Origin of the sequence: Halobacteriovorax sp. XZX-3, assembly GCF_043196495.1 — a bacterium.
Lineage (GTDB): Bacteria > Bdellovibrionota > Bacteriovoracia > Bacteriovoracales > Bacteriovoracaceae > Halobacteriovorax_A.
In genome coordinates, this window is the sequence record NZ_JBEBMO010000001.1 from 1857212 (window position 1) to 1873091 (window position 15880).

Here is a 15880-nt window from a genome sequence, read left to right on the forward strand (position 1 = left end):
TCCATTTATTTATTCAAAAATTTAATTAGAAAACTTGTTCCTTCTCCAAGTGATGAAGTTACAGAAATCTCACCACCATGAAGTTCTACGAAATATTTTACCAGATAAAGACCTAGACCGCTCCCCTTAATAATATGGGACGCATCATTTTTAACCCGATAAAACTTCTCAAATATATTATCGACATCGTCTTGGCCCATACCAACACCATTGTCTGAAATTTCAATATAGACCCAAGTATCATCGTCCCAAGTCTTTATATTAATTGTCTTACCTTCACCAGCATATTTAATCGAGTTTTCAACAATATTAGAAACAATACGATTAACGAGACTAACATCAATCTCAATTGGAAATAGTGGTCCGAGCTCTGTCTCAATTGACATCTCTTTTGAACGCGCCAGGTACATTAAGCTATTTACGCAATCTTCAATAATTTTATTAACATCCTTACTTTGAAGATTAAGAGAAATATTTCGAGACTCAACTTTTGTAAGGTCTAAAATTGAAGTGATAAAATTATTAAGTTCTTTTGTTGAATCAATAATAGTTTTTAGTCCATCGTGCATGTAGGTTTCACCACCACGATTTCTTTGCAGCATATTATCAGCAACACCTGCAATTTTGGCCACCGGTGTCTTCAGGTCATGACTCATTAACGAGATAAAGTTTTGCTTTAAGTTTTCAACTCTCTTAAGTAGCTTTGTTTCTTCTTGAATCTTATAACGACGTTGATACTCACCAATCGCCCTAAATGGTACCCAAATATAGTAAACGACAAACACTGTTAATAAGATATGCGTAATATAAAGCCAAAGTCCAAAGATTAAAAAGATTAAATATGAAAAGAGAACTGTTCCAACAATAATCCCAAACGTAATAAGAAGTCCTTTAGCTGGCTGAATTCTAGATATAACAATTGAAAGAATGACACCAATTAACATCGAAAGAATTTTAGTCACCCAAAGAGGTATTGAATAAATTAATTGATTCTCCATTAATGCTTTTGTCATATTGGCATGGATTTCTAATTTCGACGTTCTCTTCTGATCTTTATCAAATGGAGTCTTTGCATAATGTCTCAAATTCGAAATATAGGCAGGACCAATTAAAACAACTTTTCCATTAAAGTAGCCACTTGGAATATTTCCAACAACAACTCTGTGCACAGGTAGTTTTTCTAAGTGCTCTAGTGTTCGTAATGGATAACGAAATAAGCTGAAGCTAGCATCAGCTTCTGGCATATAATAAGCACTTTTTAGCTTATTTAAAACGAGAGGTTCTTCATTATTAATTATTCGCCATTCATTAGCAGTCCAAAAATCAAGAGTCTCTTCACCTGAAATATTGAGAACCATTCTTCTTACGACATCATCTTTAGCAAATAGCTTACTATCAATATTCACAACTGCTGGAGAATATCCCAAGTCTCTTAATTCTTGTGGAGGAAGACGCTCTCCCCAAGAATCTAATTCTGTCCCATAACGATAAAGTCCACCTTGCTTCATATAATCTTTAATTTCATCATGAAGCAATTGAAGAGACGCTGCTTCTCTTTCGTTTAATGGAGCAGAGAGATCTCCAAAGAAATTTATAATTGCTGGTTTATCCTTTAAGACTTTCCTGAAAAGCTTTAGATAAGTTGTATAGGTATAAGGATAACTTTCGCCAAGAAACTCATCACTCTCTTCATCAATCTTAATGAGAACGATATTATCATCGTGAACTAGAGTCATATCTAGCTTTAGTCTAAGATCATAAAAGATTGCTTCAATAGATTGAAACTTATACTGAAATAAAACAGACAAGAAGACGACTGTAAAAAGCGCTGGGTAATATTTTGTAAAATCTAATTCTCTGAAGTACTTAAAAAAGTTCTTCATAGTAACTCACTTTGATGAAATCGCTCATCCATAGCATCTGGAGTACGTAGAATTGACCACATTGTTGTTGAAGCGACATTAAAATGCACAACATTAATCATCGCATTCTCAAGGTAAATTACCTTCTGAGCAACTCCTCTCATATCGACACTCTCATTCTTTTTAAAGTGATATTCTTTAAAACTATTTGAAAGGCGATTAAATAATCTTCGAGGTACGACAAACATATAACGGAAAACGGCTTCAGCTCTTGCCAACTTGAACACCCAATTAAAAATCGTACGCCAAAATAAAAGAACCACTAAGATGTGAGTTAGTATCTTTGCATTAATTGTCTCATTGAAACTAAGTTCAGCCTCAAGGTACTTATCCATTTCAGATGGCGATAAATTCTTTATGATAGCTGAGTTGATGATCACATAACCAGAACCAAGCAAGCTTCCCATCATAAAGAAAGGAGCATTTTTACTCTCAAAAAACTTCAATCTTCCCTTATTGCCCCTAAAGTGAAGTCCATTTATTTTATTAAAAATGGCCACATGTTCTTTGTTATCTAATCTTATTGGGTTTAGCTTAGACAGCACAATGGAAGGTATGATGTAAGTAAACGAAATTACATAGATTAATGTCGCCAATGCTACCGAACTCGATATGTGGAGATTTGTACTGAAGACAATGAATCCACCGGCCAGGAAAAATACCTGAATAAAGACGATAAAAAGACTTAATAAATATGAAATTAATACACTAAACAAAATTTTGTCCCTATTTTTTTTACAAGATATTCTCTAATTATAGACCCAAATCCAAAATACGGCTATAAGTCATCTGAATCACAGATAGACAAAAGCAGATATATATGAAGCGATTGATATATAATTTCGCAGCGCACCTATTGTGGATTCCGTAATTGTGATACACAAGGCATTAACGTTTTAAATATAAGCAGAAGGGGTATTTTGAATGCATACTAAGCTACTTTTTGGTACAGCAGGTGTTCCTAATTCTACAGTTAAAAAGAACAATCCAGTAGAAGGTGTTAAAAGAATTCACGAACTTGGACTTGATTGTATGCAACTCGAGTTTGCACACGGCGTAAGAATGAAGGAAGAAGTTTCTTCAAATCTAAGAAAAGTATCATATGAGCTAGGCGTTCCATTAACTTCTCACGGCCCATACTATATCAACCTAAATGCTAGAGAGCAGGATAAAATTGATTCTTCTGTTGAAAGAATCATCCAAACAGCTAAGATTTCTGACCTTTGTGGTGCAGAATCAATGACTTTCCACGCAGCTTTCTACATGAAAGATTCTCCATATGATGTTTTCGACCTAGTTGAAAAGTCGATGAATGTAATCGAAGAAAGATTAAGCAGACTTGATATTGAGATTGAGCTTCGTCCAGAGCTTACAGGAAAGACTTCACAGTTTGGTTCTTTAGAAGAGCTTATCAGCCTAACTAAGAACGTAGACTCTTGTCGCCCATGTATGGACTTCTCTCACTTATATGCACGTACTAACCAGTACAACTCAGAAGAAGAGTTTGATGAAGTAATCAACAAACTTAAAGAAGAACTTGGTGAAGATTCAGTTAAAAATATGCACATCCATATTTCAGGTATTAGCACTAACTCTAAAGGTGATCTTAAACACCTTAACCTAGAGAAATCTGACTTTAACTGGAAAGATCTTCTAAAGTCTCTTAAGAAGAATGGTTGTGGTGGATACATGATCTGTAACTCACCAAACCTAGAAGACGATGCATTAATGCTTAAAAATTACTACAATTCACTATAAAAAAAAGCGGCTTTTAAGCCGCTTTTTTTATCTCTTCAAAATCTTTAGTTTCGATATAAATATTTTCATCCATCATATAAACAACTAAGTCATTATGTGTTTGAAGAACTTCTTTTAGGCCATCATTAAGAGCCTTATCATAAAGTTTAAGTTCAAGAAAACTGCTTATTTTCAAGTCATTAATAAATGAAAGTCCTTGTGGAAAATCTATGAAAGTACCACCGATCCAGAGACGATAAGACTTTATTTCTGAAATATAATTTAGTTGATGAGCATTAGAGTTGGCACTTTCAGTTAAGTTGAAAGTTTCACCAACCAGTTTATCTAAAGAAAGATCTAATATTTTGCTACTTTTCACGACTTACTTATCGGTAAGTTCGAAGATATCTTAACGAGCGTCTGTTTCTTTAAACTCGTAAAAAGACTTCACATCACTGATATCTGAAATCAACCACTTATCATCCTTCTTAATAATAAGAGCAATCTTCTTAACAGAGATCGAAACATCTTGTTTTGTCTTACCATCAGTGGCCTCATCATCATAGGCCACTGAATAAGTGATTGAACACTCATCGCCCGAGCAGTTCTTATAGACAATCGAAAGTCTAGATTTCTTGAAATTAGACATTTCATTGAGCTTCTTCGCGTCCTCAGTTAGTGCCTGAGTATATTCTTCAAGTAATGTACCAGTAAGGTAATCTTTAAGCTCATCAACTTTAATTTCATCATTCAGTCTTTTCTCGATAAATGCAGTTAGCACTCCTTCAGGAGACTTATTTGAGTTACATGAAATAAAAAGTAATGCAATGATTAGATACTTAAACATTTAGAGTTCCTTCCTAGATTATAATGAAACAATTCCTCTTCGTTTCAGAATATTATAAAGTGTAATCCAGTTGTAATTATTATTTTCTGACTTTGATAATAATTTTAATCCATAGCCGTTAGGGTAAACGAGCTCAACACAAAAGTTATCAACAAATTTTCTACCTTCATATTCTAACTCAAATTCTAACTTTTCACCCTTAGATATTTTTTCACTTGTGTAGATTACAATTCCTTTATCATCACAGTTAGAAATTTTAACAGGTAAACAAGAGCCTGACGAAAGATATACATTTCCTTCAAGAGAACAAAAGCCGTCGAAATTAAAATTTTCTTTTGTAAAAATTGGTTTGAAGATTGCTTGTCCAAGCTCTTCCTTCAAAAGAAGAATCATATTATATGAAACTAATAAAAAGATTACCGCCATCAAAAGAATAATCTTGTCGTACTCCACTAGGAATAATGAAAATACCTTATAAAAGATATTTAAAACAAAGACCGACAAAACCACTATAGTAAGTTCTCCCATGTAGAGAATCTTAAAAATTAAAAATATAGCTAAGGCAGTTGTAATTTTATAGGTCGTAACAATTCCGATAAAACGATTCAAGTCAATTGCTGAAACATCTGCATCAAGTGAATAACACGTATGTAGGAAAAACAGCGAAAATACCACAAACAGAATATTTAGCAATTTGAATGTCAGAGTGTCAGAATTGTGCACTTATTACCTTAAATTTTAAAATTTGTTATAATTAATATATGGATTATTATCTCGAAATTTCTTCACGTTGTATAGAGTGTGATAACTGCAGGCTTATCTGTCCAGAAAAGGCAATTTTTATGGATAAAGGTAAGTACACAATAGAACCTTGGGCCTGTACGTTGTGTAACGCATGTATACTTGTTTGCCCTGTCGACTGTATAAAAGAAGTTACTCAGAAAGAATAATCTTTTTCCTTATAAGTAATAATTCTCGAATCGAAATCAAATCGAACACCAAGCCAATCCATTATTGATGTCGATCTAAAATCAGTTCCTTCAAGTTCCTCGATAGAGGCAACAAATTTTTTAACCACAGCTGGAAGCTTTTCAAGGTCTGAAATTACATCAATATACTTGTCCAGTGTACCCAAGTCGAGAAACACTGGGTTTTTAGGAAGGCTCATATGGACTGTTTTATTATTATAGTCCGCTACCGTTTTGAAGAAAGATGATTCACCTTCAACCAGTGGAATCTTTCTTAAATCTAATATACCAACACCTGAGTAAGTTAAATAATTACTATCAGCATCATGAGGTGAAATACTTGTAAGCTTTCCATCAATAACTTTAGTCTCGTTGTAAGAAGCATCTTTATCAACTTCAATTGCATATAAGTGAGCAATCGCATTAGCAGATAACATTCGTTCAACATCATTTTGAATCTGCTCAAAATCAAAAAAATAAAATTGATCAGAATTAATAATGAATATAACCTCATCATCAATATGCTTCTTCAAGTTATGAATACAGCCACCGCTACCTAAGATATCTGGTTCATGTAGTAAGACAACATCCTTATCTTTTGCCCAAACCAGCATTTCGTCATGACAATGGTGAGAATTTATATAGATTTTATTACAACCTAACATTTTTGCATAAGCTACTTGTAAATCCAGCAAACGTAGATTGAAAAATGGCCATAAAGGTTTAGGTATTATATTTCCTAGATTTCCCATGCGTGTGCCAAAACCAGCACTAGCAATAAAGCAAGTTTTAATCATTCAAACCTCGCTCTAAAATTTTTGCGAAATCATTAAACTTTTCAATTGTACTCGTTTTACAAGTATTAATGAGCTTCTCTAAGTTTACAGGGATGAATTGTAGGTAATTATCTTTCTTTTTATCGATATTTAAATAGGCGAAACTTCCAAGGGCCTTAAAAGTTCTTTGAATTTGCACAATATGATAATCATTTTTGTACTTATTATAAAAGTCATTATCATAACTTAATAATAACTTCTCTTTCTCGGCGTCAGAGAAATTAATATAACAGTCGTCTACAAGTGAAACTAAATCATACATTTTTGGGCCAACCCTCATGTCTTGATAGTCAATATGGAATAGAACACCATCCTTAACATAAAGATTATTTGAATGATAATCGCGATGACAAACAACTTCCTTATGAGATTCATAATAGTTAATGATGTATTCTCTCACTTCTTTTAGAAGTAAACTTTCATCATTATTTAGTTCAACTCCTAAATGTTGCTGTAGAAAATAATTGCATGCTAAATCAAATTCAAAACCAATTTTTTCACGATCAAAGTCTCTTCCCATGCAAAACTCAAGTGGCATATTTTGATATTTTTTAATATCGCCTACAGCTTCTACATGCTTAGAAAGTCCTGAAGAAAGATAAAAATCCTTTAACGAAATACTTCCAATATCTTCTAGAATAAGGATTGAAAACTCTGGATCGTAGAATAGAATCTTAGGTGTATTAATATCACTTAAAATATTATTTGTGACAGTGTTGAAGTCACAACTTTGTTGGCCATTTGAAATCTCAACACACACTACATATGTATTATTCTCGTGATTTAAACGATAGTATTCACGGCTAGAAGCATCACCTGACAATTTCTGCAGATTGCTATCTTTAGTATAATAACCAACATTTTCTAGCTTATTTACAATTGATTCTTTATTCATCCTATTTACTCTTTAGATACTTTCTTTGAAATAATAGAATAGACGAGATGAGTTTTTTTCAAAAATTAAATTCTCATCCTCTCCACTATTCACCATATAATTTTTAAGTAAAAATTCTTCTTTCGAAAGCTCATGTGAGTGTACACCTTGCACACTAAAACTAATCGATTGACGGTTTAGAGTCTGGAGCCAAAGAAGTCGTGCCTCTGGATCGTATCCAGATTTGATTAATACTTCGTAGACCAAGTTATTTAAGTCTCTTTTAGCATTTAAGTCTAAATTATTAATACGAATCATATCATCGATAGTGTAAGAATTTAGTGGAATCAGTTTTTTCTTCTCATAGATGCCAATTTTACTTCTTATCAATTCTCCTAAGAGAACGGCCACGAAAATATTCTCACTATTCATATAATTTTTAAGTAAACCACGAGACATAAAAACGTTATTTTTTGGAAGGGAGAAGTAGAAATTCCTATTGTCATCAACAATATAAAAATTGATACCAAAATCGTCTTTTTGAAAGAGCCCTTGATTATTTAAATAAAGTTCTTTTGCAATTGTATTCAAGTAACGCAGAGATCTTCTATTTGGTTTTCTTACCTTATTATTTTTGATGAAAAGTTCTGCTATTCCTTCAAGGTGCGTCAGATAATCTTGAGATGTAAACGTATCCTGATAGTTGTATGGATAATCATTATCTTTTTTATAAAGATAAGTACAAGACGTGAAGCTAAATAGTGTTAGTAGAATTAAAATTTTCATCTTCTATTAGGTAAAAAATAAAAAAGCTCTCGTTATGAGAGCTTTATATAATTAAACTATTATACATGAATTACATAGACTCGGAAGCAACATCTCTTTCCTCAGGAACATAATAAAGAGTAAAACCTGCAAAGATTAGATTTGGGTCTTTAATCATATCTCTATTATTATCCCAGATTGATCTCCACTTGGCCGGTGTTCCATACTTATCTTGAGAAATAACACCAAGTGTTTCTCCTCTTCTAATTAAGTGAGGTAGTCCAACTGGGTTCCAGTTAAATTGTCCACTTTGATATTTGATTTTATCTCCTGCTTGAAGACCATCGGCCAAAGCTTCTTGATTCATCGCTTGGATATCACGCCACTTTCTATAGTCACCATATAGCTTAAAAGCAATCCACATTAGTGTTTCACCTTTTTGAACTTCATAGTAATCAGATGCAGTTACAATAACGTCTTTTTCTAAAGCTACATTTTCTTCAAGAAGAATTTCATCTGTTGGTGATGGTGCTTCACTTCCAAGAACAGCAACTGATTCATCAGTCGGTTGCATTGTTGCTTCTTCTAGTTGATTTAGATCTTCATTCGCATCAACAACGAAGTCAGAATCATCAATTGAAATCTCTTCAGATTGTTCAGCCGCTGCTACTTCCCCTTCTTTCTTTTCATTGTTTGAACATGAAGTGAAAGTTAGTGCCGAAACTAATAATAATAAGAATATCTTCTTCATGGTATATTACCCCTTTTAAATAGTAACAATTATATGTAATTCCCTTCGGTTACTTTTAAATAGATATTTAAATTTTAACCGCCTAGACTAATTTCTTCATGCGATGTACAATTTTTCCGTATGAAGAATATAATGATCCTATTCTTACTATTTTTATCAACTACTGCTCTTTCTCAAAGTGCGGTTAATGATTTCTCAAATGCAGCTAATTTTGAACTAGCTAATGAAAAGCTATTGAAAATTTCTGGAACTAAAAGAATTATTCTCGTCAGTAATAGTCAAGATAGCTTCGCAAAAGGTGACTACATTACTATCTTAATAAATAAGGTACCTGTTGCACGTGGAGTTGTTCCAAAACAAGAAGAGAATCAAGCAGCCGTTAAAGTCACAAAAGTGTACGATGAAGAATTATTTAAAAATTTCTTTGTAAACCAAGATGTTCAAATCTTGCGTGGCGATGACTCAGCTTACGGTAAGCCCGCTGACAATCAAGATGATCAATTTAAAATCACTGATTCAGAATCTCTTTATGATGATACGACATTACTAGAGGAAGACTTGTATGGTGATGAAAGTCAACAAACAGGTGTCATTAAAAATGATAATATCGCCTCTGTTGGTATCGGTCTTGTGGATGGGTTTAACACTGCCGGAAAGCAAGATACAAATACTCAATATAATGCCGCATGGTCTTTTCAAGTTGAAAAAAATATTTGGATCGAAGGCTTTATTGGTCGTCATCTTATTCGTGCTTTCCCTGCAGATGATATAGATACAGCAGTAAATCAGTATATCTTCAGAGCAAAGTACTCATTTGAAGGTCCTTTATACACCGTATTTATGCCATATGTTGGATATAAATTTGCAACTGCTGATAGTCCTGGTGCTGGTGACGTTTCTAAAGTTGGTTCAGACCAAGCCCAAAGAGAACTTGACCTCGTTGCAAGTGTTGAGCAAGATGAGTTTGTTTTTGGTGCAACAGGATTTAAAAGATTAGTACCTGGATGGTTTTTAAGGGTTGATATTGGAACAGATGTAATGGGAGTAGGTCTTGCACTTGAGTTCTAAGTTTTTATTATTTTTTACTACTTTTGCACTAACTTCTTGTGGTGTAAAAACTGCTCCCAAGCCAAAGAATGATAACTTTCCTTCATTCATTGAGCAAAATAAAAAAGTACTAAGACCTAAGTCACAGCTTAAATCTAAAAGCTCAGATGAAGATTCAAAAAAAGAATCTAAAAAGTCTTCGAACTAATGAAAATAATCTTCAGTCTCGGCTCAAATTTAAATAATAAAGAAGAGATTCTTCTTAGCGCAACTAAAGAAATCGAATTGGCCCTAGATGCCAAATCATTTATTAGTAGGATTTTCGAAACCCCACCATACGGGCCACAAGATCAGCCAAATTTTTATAATATTGCTCTTGAAATTGAGACATCCCAAAACATAGAGCCAGAAGCTCTTTTGCACATAGCAAAAGAAATCGAAAATAAACTTGGTCGCAAACGACGCTATCACTGGGGCCCTAGAGAGATTGATATCGATATTATTTTTATTGATAAATTAAAATATGAATCAAAGAACTTAATTATACCCCATAAAGAATTTAGAAATAGAAGCTTTGTGCTCGAGCCCTTGAAGGATTTACCGAGCTATAGCGAATACAAATCATATTTTGAAATTGCTGAATTGAAGCATAATGATGCAACACCACTCAAATAGTACCAAGGTGTTTTATTACACTATCTTAAGCCTTTATTACCTATTTACTAAATACTGAAAAACTATCTATAATAATGTCACATTATCTTTAGAACAATAGGTTCCATCATGATCAACTTTGAATTAACTTCCGAGCAAAAAGAAATTCGTGAACTTGCAATGAAATTTGCAAAAAATGAGATGATGCCTAAAGCTGGCGAATATGATGAAAAGGCACAGATGCCTTTGGACATTCTTCGCAAAGCTTGGGAGCTTGGTTTAGTTAATACTTGTATTCCAGCTGAATATGGTGGAGCAGGTTTTTCTACTATTGATTCAATGATCATTACTGAAGCTCTTGCCTATGGTTGCCTAGGAATGAATACCGCAATCATGGCAAATGATCTTGCACTTCTACCAATTGTTATTGGTGGGAATGAAGAACAAAAAAAGAGATTTTTAACTCCTTTTACTGAAGATTATAAAATTGCAGCTTTCTGCTTAACAGAACCAGGCTATGGATCAGATGCAGCGGGTATCAAAACAACTATAAAAGAAAGTGGAGATCACTACTTATTAAATGGAAATAAGATGTGGATCACAAATGCAGGATATGCAGATCTTTTTGTTGTCTATGCAACAACTGATACAACACTTAAGCACAAAGGTATTACGGCACTTGTTATTGATGGAAAGTCCGAGGGAATTGAGCTTGGTGAAAAAGAAAATAAAATGGGACATCGTTGTTCTGATACTAGAGCAGTGACTTTTACAAACGTAAAAGTTCCAAAAGAGAATATTTTAGGTGGTCTTGGTCAAGGTTGGCCAATTGCAATGGCAACATTAAATCACTCTAGACCTATGGTTGCGAGTTCCGCAGTAGGTGGAGCTCAATGTGCTATGGATCATGCGGTTAAGTATGCTGGGGAGAGAGTACAATTTGGTGTTCCACTATCTCGTCATCAGGCCATTCAAATGATGATCGCCGACATGGGAATTGAAATTGAAGCAGCTCGACTACTTGTTCAAAAGGCTGCGTGGTCAATTGATAATGGAAAACCAAATCCAGAACTTTCATCATACTCAAAAGCTAAAGCCGCTGATATGTTTATGAAAGTAGCAACTGATGCTGTACAAGTATTTGGTGGCTACGGTTATAGTAAAGAATATCCAGTTGAAAAAATAATGAGAGACGCCAAACTCATTCAAATATATGAAGGCACTTCACAAATACAAAGATTAGTTATTGCTAAAGAAATTTTTACAAGGAGCTAAAATTGAACATTTTTGTATGTATTAAACAAGTTCCAGACACGGAAACTAAAATTACTCCAAATGGTGATGGATCTTATATCGAAACAAGTTCTATCAAGTGGATCATGAATCCATATGATGAATTTGCAGTAGAGCAAGCTCTATTAACTAAAGCTGCAAACAGTGGTTCTACTGTTACTGTAGTAAGAGTTGGTGGTGTTAAAGACACTGAAGCTCTAAGAACTGCCCTAGCAATGGGTGCTGACGATGCAATCCTAGTTGAAGCTGATGACAACTTAGATTCATATATGACAGCTAAAGCACTTAAAGGTGCTATTGAAAAATCTGGGAAAACTCCAGATGTTATCTTCACTGGAAAACAAGCAATTGATGACGACTGTCTTCAAGTTCCACAACTTCTAGCTCAAATGCTAGGAATGCCTTCAGTAACTGTTGTAGACGGTTGTGAAGAAGCAGGTGGTTCATATACTCTTAAAAGAGAAGTTGAAGGTGGAGCACTAGAAGTTTACGAAGTAACTGCCCCAGTATTAATTGCGGCCAACAAAGGTCTAAACAGCCCACGTTATGCTTCTCTTCCAGGGATTATGAAAGCTAAGAGAAAGCCTCTTGCTCAACATTCACTTTCAGATGTAGGTGTATCTGCTGACGATCGTCGTGTTAAGTATTCTGGTTTCCAACTTCCACCAGAAAAACCAGCTGGGAAGAAGTTTGATGCAATGGACGAAGCTGCTCAAGCAGGTGTTGTAGCTGAAGTTGTTAAGCTTTTAAGAGAAGAAGCTAAAGTTATCTAAGGAGATTATTAAAATGGCAAAGATATTAGTATTTTCTGAAACAAGTGGTGAAACAGTTAAGTCTGTTACATTTGAAATCTTAGGAAAACTTGCTGGTCACACTGTTGACGTAGCAATCGTTGGTGACATGGGTGCTAATGCAACTGCAGATCTTGCAAAGTATGGTGCTGCTAATGTTCACAACCTAAAAGGTGCAAACCTAGATAAGTATTCTCCAGAAGGATACGCTAATGCACTTAAAGAATTTATCGGTTCAAACTACGATTACGTATTTGCTGGTGCAACTTCTTTAGCAAAAGACCTTATGCCAAGACTAGCTGGTATGTTTGATGCAGGTATGGCATCAGAAGTTACAAATTTTGTAATGGAAGGTGACAACTTTGCAGGAACAAGACCACTATTTGCTGGTAAAGTTCTAGCTAAAGTAGAACTAGACGGACCTAAGCCAGGTTTCGTAACTGTAAGACCTAACGCTCTTGGTATGCCAGAAGCTCCAACTGCTGGTGCAGGTGCTGCAAATGAAGTTGCTGCTAACGCTGGTGACATCAAAGCTGCAATCAAAGAAATCGTTAAGGGTGCTTCTGAGAAGCTAGACCTGACAGAAGCAAATGTCATCGTATCTGGTGGACGTGCTATGAAATCTGCAGAAAACTTCAAGATCCTTGAAGAACTAGCAGAAGTTCTTGGTGCAACAGTTGGTGCTTCACGTGCTGCTGTAGACTCAGGATATGCTCCACACGCAATGCAAGTTGGTCAAACTGGTAAAACAGTTGCTCCATCTCTTTACATCGCTTGTGGTATTTCAGGTGCTATTCAGCACTTAGCTGGGATGAGAACATCTAAGGTTATCGTTGCAATCAACACTGACCCAGATGCGCCAATCTTTACTAAAGCTGACTACGGAATTGTTGGAGATCTTTTCCAAATCGTTCCAATTCTTAAAGAAGAACTTAAAAAAGTTCTTTAAGCATCCGCAGCATTGTTTGCCCAAAGGCAAACTATTGGCTGCGGTGCTAGGCCTCACTGCAATGAAATGAATTACATATTCAACAAGCCGGGTTCAAGCCCGGCTTTGTTGTCTCTAGGCCAATGGGAAAGTTTGTGCAATAATCAATCTACTCCCTGCGGTGCTAGCTCCCCATGCAAGGAGCACATTCTGATCGAGAGCGAGGGTTCAAGCCCGAGCGGTTCGCCTCAGGAGCAAAAAATCTGTGCATAAATATTGATAATAAAAAAGGCCCTCAATTTAGAGGGCCTTTATTTTTCTTCTCTTCTCTCTTTATATTTTTGGATTAGAATCCGTAACCTTGTCTGTCTAATTCTTCTTGTCTTTCGTACTCAAGTTCTTTTTGCTCTTCAAATCTTGCAGCTGGATCATCTACAAGATTATCTTCTTCATACTGCTCTTCTTCGTATTTTTCTTCGTAGCTTTCCTCTTCAACTTGCTCTTTCGCTTGCTTATCAAAAGCTACAGGATTTGAATTACCTTGTGCTAGGTTAATATCATTTTCAAAAGAACCTGCTTCAGTTAATGATCTTTCAAAGCTTGATTCTTCTTTTGCTCTTTCCATACTTTCAAATTCTGCATTAACTCTTTCTAGTTCATCGTAAGTAACAAAGTTAATTAACCCACCAGCATATGGACCAGTTGTAAATCTTAGACGGTATCCATTCTCACCATTTCTAGCAAATACACCATGTGAAAGTTGTCCTTGAAGTTCTACTTCAAAAGCACTTCCATCTTTTAGCTTAATATCACCAAGTACTTCATTAATATCTTTATCGAATACGTTGAAGTAAAGACCTTGAACACCATTTGGTCCAACTGTAACACTTCCTTCAATCTTATCTTCACCACGAATTAGCTCGTTATTTAATTGAGGAAGAACTACTCTTTCGATAATAAATTCTTTTCTCTCATTTTCATTAATGATTGCTGCATCTTCTAAAGCTTCATCAACGATAACTTCTTGAGTAGCTACTTCATTATTTGTTTCAACAACTCTTCTTGCTTCAATTAATTCAAATCCATCTTCATAAGCTCTAAAGATTGAGATATTTTTATTATTCTCGTGTAGGAAAGAAACATCAAAAGTGTACTCATTATTATCGTTAAGTTGAACTAGACCAGTTCCAATTAACTTCATATCAACTACTCTTTTAGAGTTTGCTTTCTTCTCATTAAAAATTTCATTTCCTTCGTGATTTTCTACTCTTACAATTTCCCATTTACCGTCGATAATTTGTGCATACTCTGCAACAGGTAAGTATTGAACAGATACTTTTTCACGATCAGATGAAGCTACGATACGATCAACGCTCTCATCAACTCTCTTTTCAAAAGAAATATCTTTCTGTTGCATAAATGAGTTATCAGTTACTGAAATCCCTTGATAGATACCACCGAATACAAGGAATGATCCTGATAGTACTGATGCGATAATGAATTTCTTGTAAATAGCTGTTGCTTTCATACAGTGCTCCTAAAACCTATATGCATATATAGAAGCAACACTCATGCCAAATTGAACAAATACGTATATTTGCTAACTTACTGAAAACGCGTTCGTATTTAATGGAATTTATTGAATTGTTTAGGTATTAGACTGTTAAATTTTTAACACTGTAGAAAAAGTAAACACACCCCAGGGGTGTGCCTACTCTAATATGAATAAGAATTAATCAACTTGGAAAGTCTTCTTCTCATAGTCACTATGAGAAGCTCTAAAGCGCTTTAGAGCGACTACAATAAGCTCTTCAAGCTCAATCCCAGTATTCTGAGACATTAACTCAAAAGAGGTAACAACGTTTTCTTCGATCATAACTTTAAGCTCTTTAAGGTTGCCTTGGTTATGCGTTTGATCTTTCATTTAAAACTCCTACTTTACGACCTTCAAGGCGCCCATTTTTCTTAGATTTACTAATGCTTGGGTGACTTCAAAATCAAATAATTCGCAATTGCTATAAATATCTTTAACCTTGCTGTATTCAGCTATAGTTTTTAATAGTAAAAATTCATTTGCACCAGTCTTTTTTCCATTTTTTATGAACACAGGATTGATCAAAATGTGAATATTTTCTGGTGGACGAAGGGACTTAGCCTTTAAATGCTGAGAATAAGCATTTTCAATATTCGACTTTAACTCACTAAATTTTAGTTTGAATTCGTAGTCACTCTCAGAAACAACTTCTGGCTCGGCCACAAGAGTGAACTCCTCGATATGATCCATTTCAAAAATTACTAATGAGTATAAGGCCTTAAGGCCTGTCTTCTTAGAGAACTGGGCCGCAACAACGATTCCCTCGCTAATATATATAACGCCTAGGAACTGACGATCGGCCCTTTTAAGAATATTGATTCTGCCTGTGAAATTAAAAGAGCATTGCTCCTCTATTTTCTGTATGATGGACAT

General features: G+C 34.7%; 20 protein-coding genes. 8 read left to right on the forward strand and 12 right to left on the reverse strand.

Annotated features, from left to right (window positions below):
- Window positions 1-5: 5 nt before the first annotated feature.
- Both ABMA70_RS08930 and ABMA70_RS08935 read right to left on the reverse strand, forming a co-directional pair.
- Window positions 6-1883, reverse strand: a complete 1878-nt coding sequence (locus ABMA70_RS08930; RefSeq protein WP_392994087.1) for an ATP-binding protein — start codon at window positions 1881-1883, stop codon at window positions 6-8.
- A complete protein-coding gene (locus ABMA70_RS08935) occupies window positions 1880-2368 on the reverse strand; it encodes a hypothetical protein (RefSeq protein ID WP_392994085.1) in 489 nt (162 codons plus the stop codon). Before ABMA70_RS08935 ends, ABMA70_RS08930 begins: the two co-directional genes overlap by 4 nt.
- Window positions 2369-2846: 478 nt before the next feature.
- Between ABMA70_RS08935 and ABMA70_RS08940 the strand changes: the two genes are divergently transcribed.
- On the forward strand, window positions 2847-3680 hold the full coding sequence (locus tag ABMA70_RS08940; protein ID WP_103218662.1) for a TIM barrel protein: 834 nt from the start codon (window positions 2847-2849) through the stop codon (window positions 3678-3680).
- A 13-nt stretch (window positions 3681-3693) separates the two neighbouring features.
- Here ABMA70_RS08940 and ABMA70_RS08945 read toward each other — a convergent pair whose 3' ends face one another.
- From ABMA70_RS08945 to ABMA70_RS08955, 3 genes are read right to left on the reverse strand one after another with little or no spacing between them, the layout of a single operon-like run.
- Complete coding sequence (locus tag ABMA70_RS08945; protein WP_392994082.1) at window positions 3694-4038, reverse strand: hypothetical protein; 345 nt, start codon at window positions 4036-4038, stop codon at window positions 3694-3696.
- Between the two features lie 30 nt (window positions 4039-4068).
- A complete protein-coding gene (locus tag ABMA70_RS08950) occupies window positions 4069-4506 on the reverse strand; it encodes a hypothetical protein (protein WP_103218660.1) in 438 nt (145 codons plus the stop codon).
- Window positions 4507-4524: 18 nt separating this feature from the next.
- Window positions 4525-5181, reverse strand: a complete 657-nt coding sequence (locus ABMA70_RS08955) for a hypothetical protein (RefSeq protein WP_392994079.1) — start codon at window positions 5179-5181, stop codon at window positions 4525-4527.
- 86 nt (window positions 5182-5267) lie between these two features.
- Between ABMA70_RS08955 and ABMA70_RS08960 the strand changes: the two genes are divergently transcribed.
- Window positions 5268-5456, forward strand: coding sequence for a DUF362 domain-containing protein (locus ABMA70_RS08960; protein ID WP_103218658.1), 189 nt, complete (start codon window positions 5268-5270; stop codon window positions 5454-5456).
- Here ABMA70_RS08960 and ABMA70_RS08965 read toward each other — a convergent pair.
- The 4 genes from ABMA70_RS08965 to ABMA70_RS08980 all read right to left on the reverse strand — a co-directional run bounded on the left by ABMA70_RS08965 (window position 5444) and on the right by ABMA70_RS08980 (window position 8700).
- Entirely contained in the window at window positions 5444-6271 is an 828-nt protein-coding gene (locus tag ABMA70_RS08965) for a sugar phosphate nucleotidyltransferase (protein ID WP_392994076.1), read from the reverse strand. The genes ABMA70_RS08960 and ABMA70_RS08965 overlap by 13 nt on opposite strands.
- Complete coding sequence (locus ABMA70_RS08970) at window positions 6264-7205, reverse strand: phosphotransferase (RefSeq protein WP_392994073.1); 942 nt, start codon at window positions 7203-7205, stop codon at window positions 6264-6266. Before ABMA70_RS08970 ends, ABMA70_RS08965 begins: the two co-directional genes overlap by 8 nt.
- A 12-nt stretch (window positions 7206-7217) precedes the next feature.
- Window positions 7218-7970, reverse strand: coding sequence for a hypothetical protein (locus ABMA70_RS08975; RefSeq protein WP_103218655.1), 753 nt, complete (start codon window positions 7968-7970; stop codon window positions 7218-7220).
- A gap of 70 nt (window positions 7971-8040) precedes the next feature.
- A complete protein-coding gene (locus ABMA70_RS08980) occupies window positions 8041-8700 on the reverse strand; it encodes a LysM peptidoglycan-binding domain-containing protein (RefSeq protein WP_103218654.1) in 660 nt (219 codons plus the stop codon).
- 120 nt (window positions 8701-8820) lie between these two features.
- Here ABMA70_RS08980 and ABMA70_RS08985 point away from each other — a divergent pair, with 120 nt between their 5' ends.
- From ABMA70_RS08985 to ABMA70_RS09010, 6 genes are all read left to right on the forward strand, one after another.
- A complete protein-coding gene (locus tag ABMA70_RS08985) occupies window positions 8821-9768 on the forward strand; it encodes a hypothetical protein (RefSeq protein WP_146037887.1) in 948 nt (315 codons plus the stop codon).
- Window positions 9758-9955, forward strand: coding sequence for a hypothetical protein (locus ABMA70_RS08990; protein WP_158246916.1), 198 nt, complete (start codon window positions 9758-9760; stop codon window positions 9953-9955). The genes ABMA70_RS08985 and ABMA70_RS08990 overlap by 11 nt, the downstream gene beginning before the upstream one ends.
- Entirely contained in the window at window positions 9955-10422 is a 468-nt protein-coding gene (folK, locus tag ABMA70_RS08995; protein WP_103218651.1) for a 2-amino-4-hydroxy-6-hydroxymethyldihydropteridine diphosphokinase, read from the forward strand. The genes ABMA70_RS08990 and folK overlap by 1 nt, the downstream gene beginning before the upstream one ends.
- Before the next feature lie 111 nt (window positions 10423-10533).
- On the forward strand, window positions 10534-11676 hold the full coding sequence (locus ABMA70_RS09000; RefSeq protein WP_368667188.1) for an acyl-CoA dehydrogenase family protein: 1143 nt from the start codon (window positions 10534-10536) through the stop codon (window positions 11674-11676).
- Window positions 11677-11678: 2 nt separating this feature from the next.
- Window positions 11679-12467 (forward strand): electron transfer flavoprotein subunit beta/FixA family protein, encoded by a 789-nt coding sequence (locus ABMA70_RS09005; RefSeq protein ID WP_103218649.1) that lies wholly within the window; start codon window positions 11679-11681, stop codon window positions 12465-12467.
- A gap of 13 nt (window positions 12468-12480) precedes the next feature.
- Window positions 12481-13434 (forward strand): electron transfer flavoprotein subunit alpha/FixB family protein, encoded by a 954-nt coding sequence (locus tag ABMA70_RS09010; RefSeq protein WP_103218648.1) that lies wholly within the window; start codon window positions 12481-12483, stop codon window positions 13432-13434.
- A 325-nt stretch (window positions 13435-13759) separates the two neighbouring features.
- On the opposite strand, the gene ABMA70_RS09015 is transcribed toward ABMA70_RS09010, so the two are convergent.
- From ABMA70_RS09015 to ABMA70_RS09025, 3 genes are all read right to left on the reverse strand, one after another.
- Window positions 13760-14941 carry a hypothetical protein gene (locus ABMA70_RS09015; protein WP_392994066.1) on the reverse strand — a complete coding sequence of 394 codons (1182 nt, stop codon included), beginning with the start codon at window positions 14939-14941 and terminating at the stop codon, window positions 13760-13762.
- Between the two features lie 204 nt (window positions 14942-15145).
- Window positions 15146-15337, reverse strand: a complete 192-nt coding sequence (locus tag ABMA70_RS09020) for a hypothetical protein (protein ID WP_021267727.1) — start codon at window positions 15335-15337, stop codon at window positions 15146-15148.
- 9 nt (window positions 15338-15346) lie between these two features.
- The gene (locus tag ABMA70_RS09025) at window positions 15347-15880 is read right to left on the reverse strand and encodes a hypothetical protein (RefSeq protein WP_103218646.1); all 534 of its coding nucleotides are present in this window, start codon (window positions 15878-15880) and stop codon (window positions 15347-15349) included.

Excerpts from the sequence above, each read along its gene's own strand:
- ABMA70_RS08980 (WP_103218654.1), bottom strand. The coding sequence starts at position 8,700 with ATGAAGAAGATATTCTTATTATTATTAGTTTCGGCACTAACTTTCACT.
- ABMA70_RS08975 (WP_103218655.1), bottom strand. The coding sequence starts at position 7,970 with ATGAAAATTTTAATTCTACTAACACTATTTAGCTTCACGTCTTGTACT.
- ABMA70_RS09025 (WP_103218646.1), bottom strand. The coding sequence starts at position 15,880 with ATGTCCATCATACAGAAAATAGAGGAGCAATGCTCTTTTAATTTCACA.
- ABMA70_RS08985 (WP_146037887.1), top strand. The coding sequence starts at position 8,821 with ATGAAGAATATAATGATCCTATTCTTACTATTTTTATCAACTACTGCT.
- ABMA70_RS09020 (WP_021267727.1), bottom strand. The coding sequence starts at position 15,337 with ATGAAAGATCAAACGCATAACCAAGGCAACCTTAAAGAGCTTAAAGTT.
- ABMA70_RS08950 (WP_103218660.1), bottom strand. The coding sequence starts at position 4,506 with ATGTTTAAGTATCTAATCATTGCATTACTTTTTATTTCATGTAACTCA.
- ABMA70_RS09015 (WP_392994066.1), bottom strand. The coding sequence starts at position 14,941 with ATGAAAGCAACAGCTATTTACAAGAAATTCATTATCGCATCAGTACTA.
- ABMA70_RS08965 (WP_392994076.1), bottom strand. The coding sequence starts at position 6,271 with ATGATTAAAACTTGCTTTATTGCTAGTGCTGGTTTTGGCACACGCATG.
- ABMA70_RS08940 (WP_103218662.1), top strand. The coding sequence starts at position 2,847 with ATGCATACTAAGCTACTTTTTGGTACAGCAGGTGTTCCTAATTCTACA.
- ABMA70_RS08970 (WP_392994073.1), bottom strand. The coding sequence starts at position 7,205 with ATGAATAAAGAATCAATTGTAAATAAGCTAGAAAATGTTGGTTATTAT.
- folK (WP_103218651.1), top strand. The coding sequence starts at position 9,955 with ATGAAAATAATCTTCAGTCTCGGCTCAAATTTAAATAATAAAGAAGAG.
- ABMA70_RS08930 (WP_392994087.1), bottom strand. The coding sequence starts at position 1,883 with ATGAAGAACTTTTTTAAGTACTTCAGAGAATTAGATTTTACAAAATAT.
- ABMA70_RS08960 (WP_103218658.1), top strand. The coding sequence starts at position 5,268 with ATGGATTATTATCTCGAAATTTCTTCACGTTGTATAGAGTGTGATAAC.
- ABMA70_RS09010 (WP_103218648.1), top strand. The coding sequence starts at position 12,481 with ATGGCAAAGATATTAGTATTTTCTGAAACAAGTGGTGAAACAGTTAAG.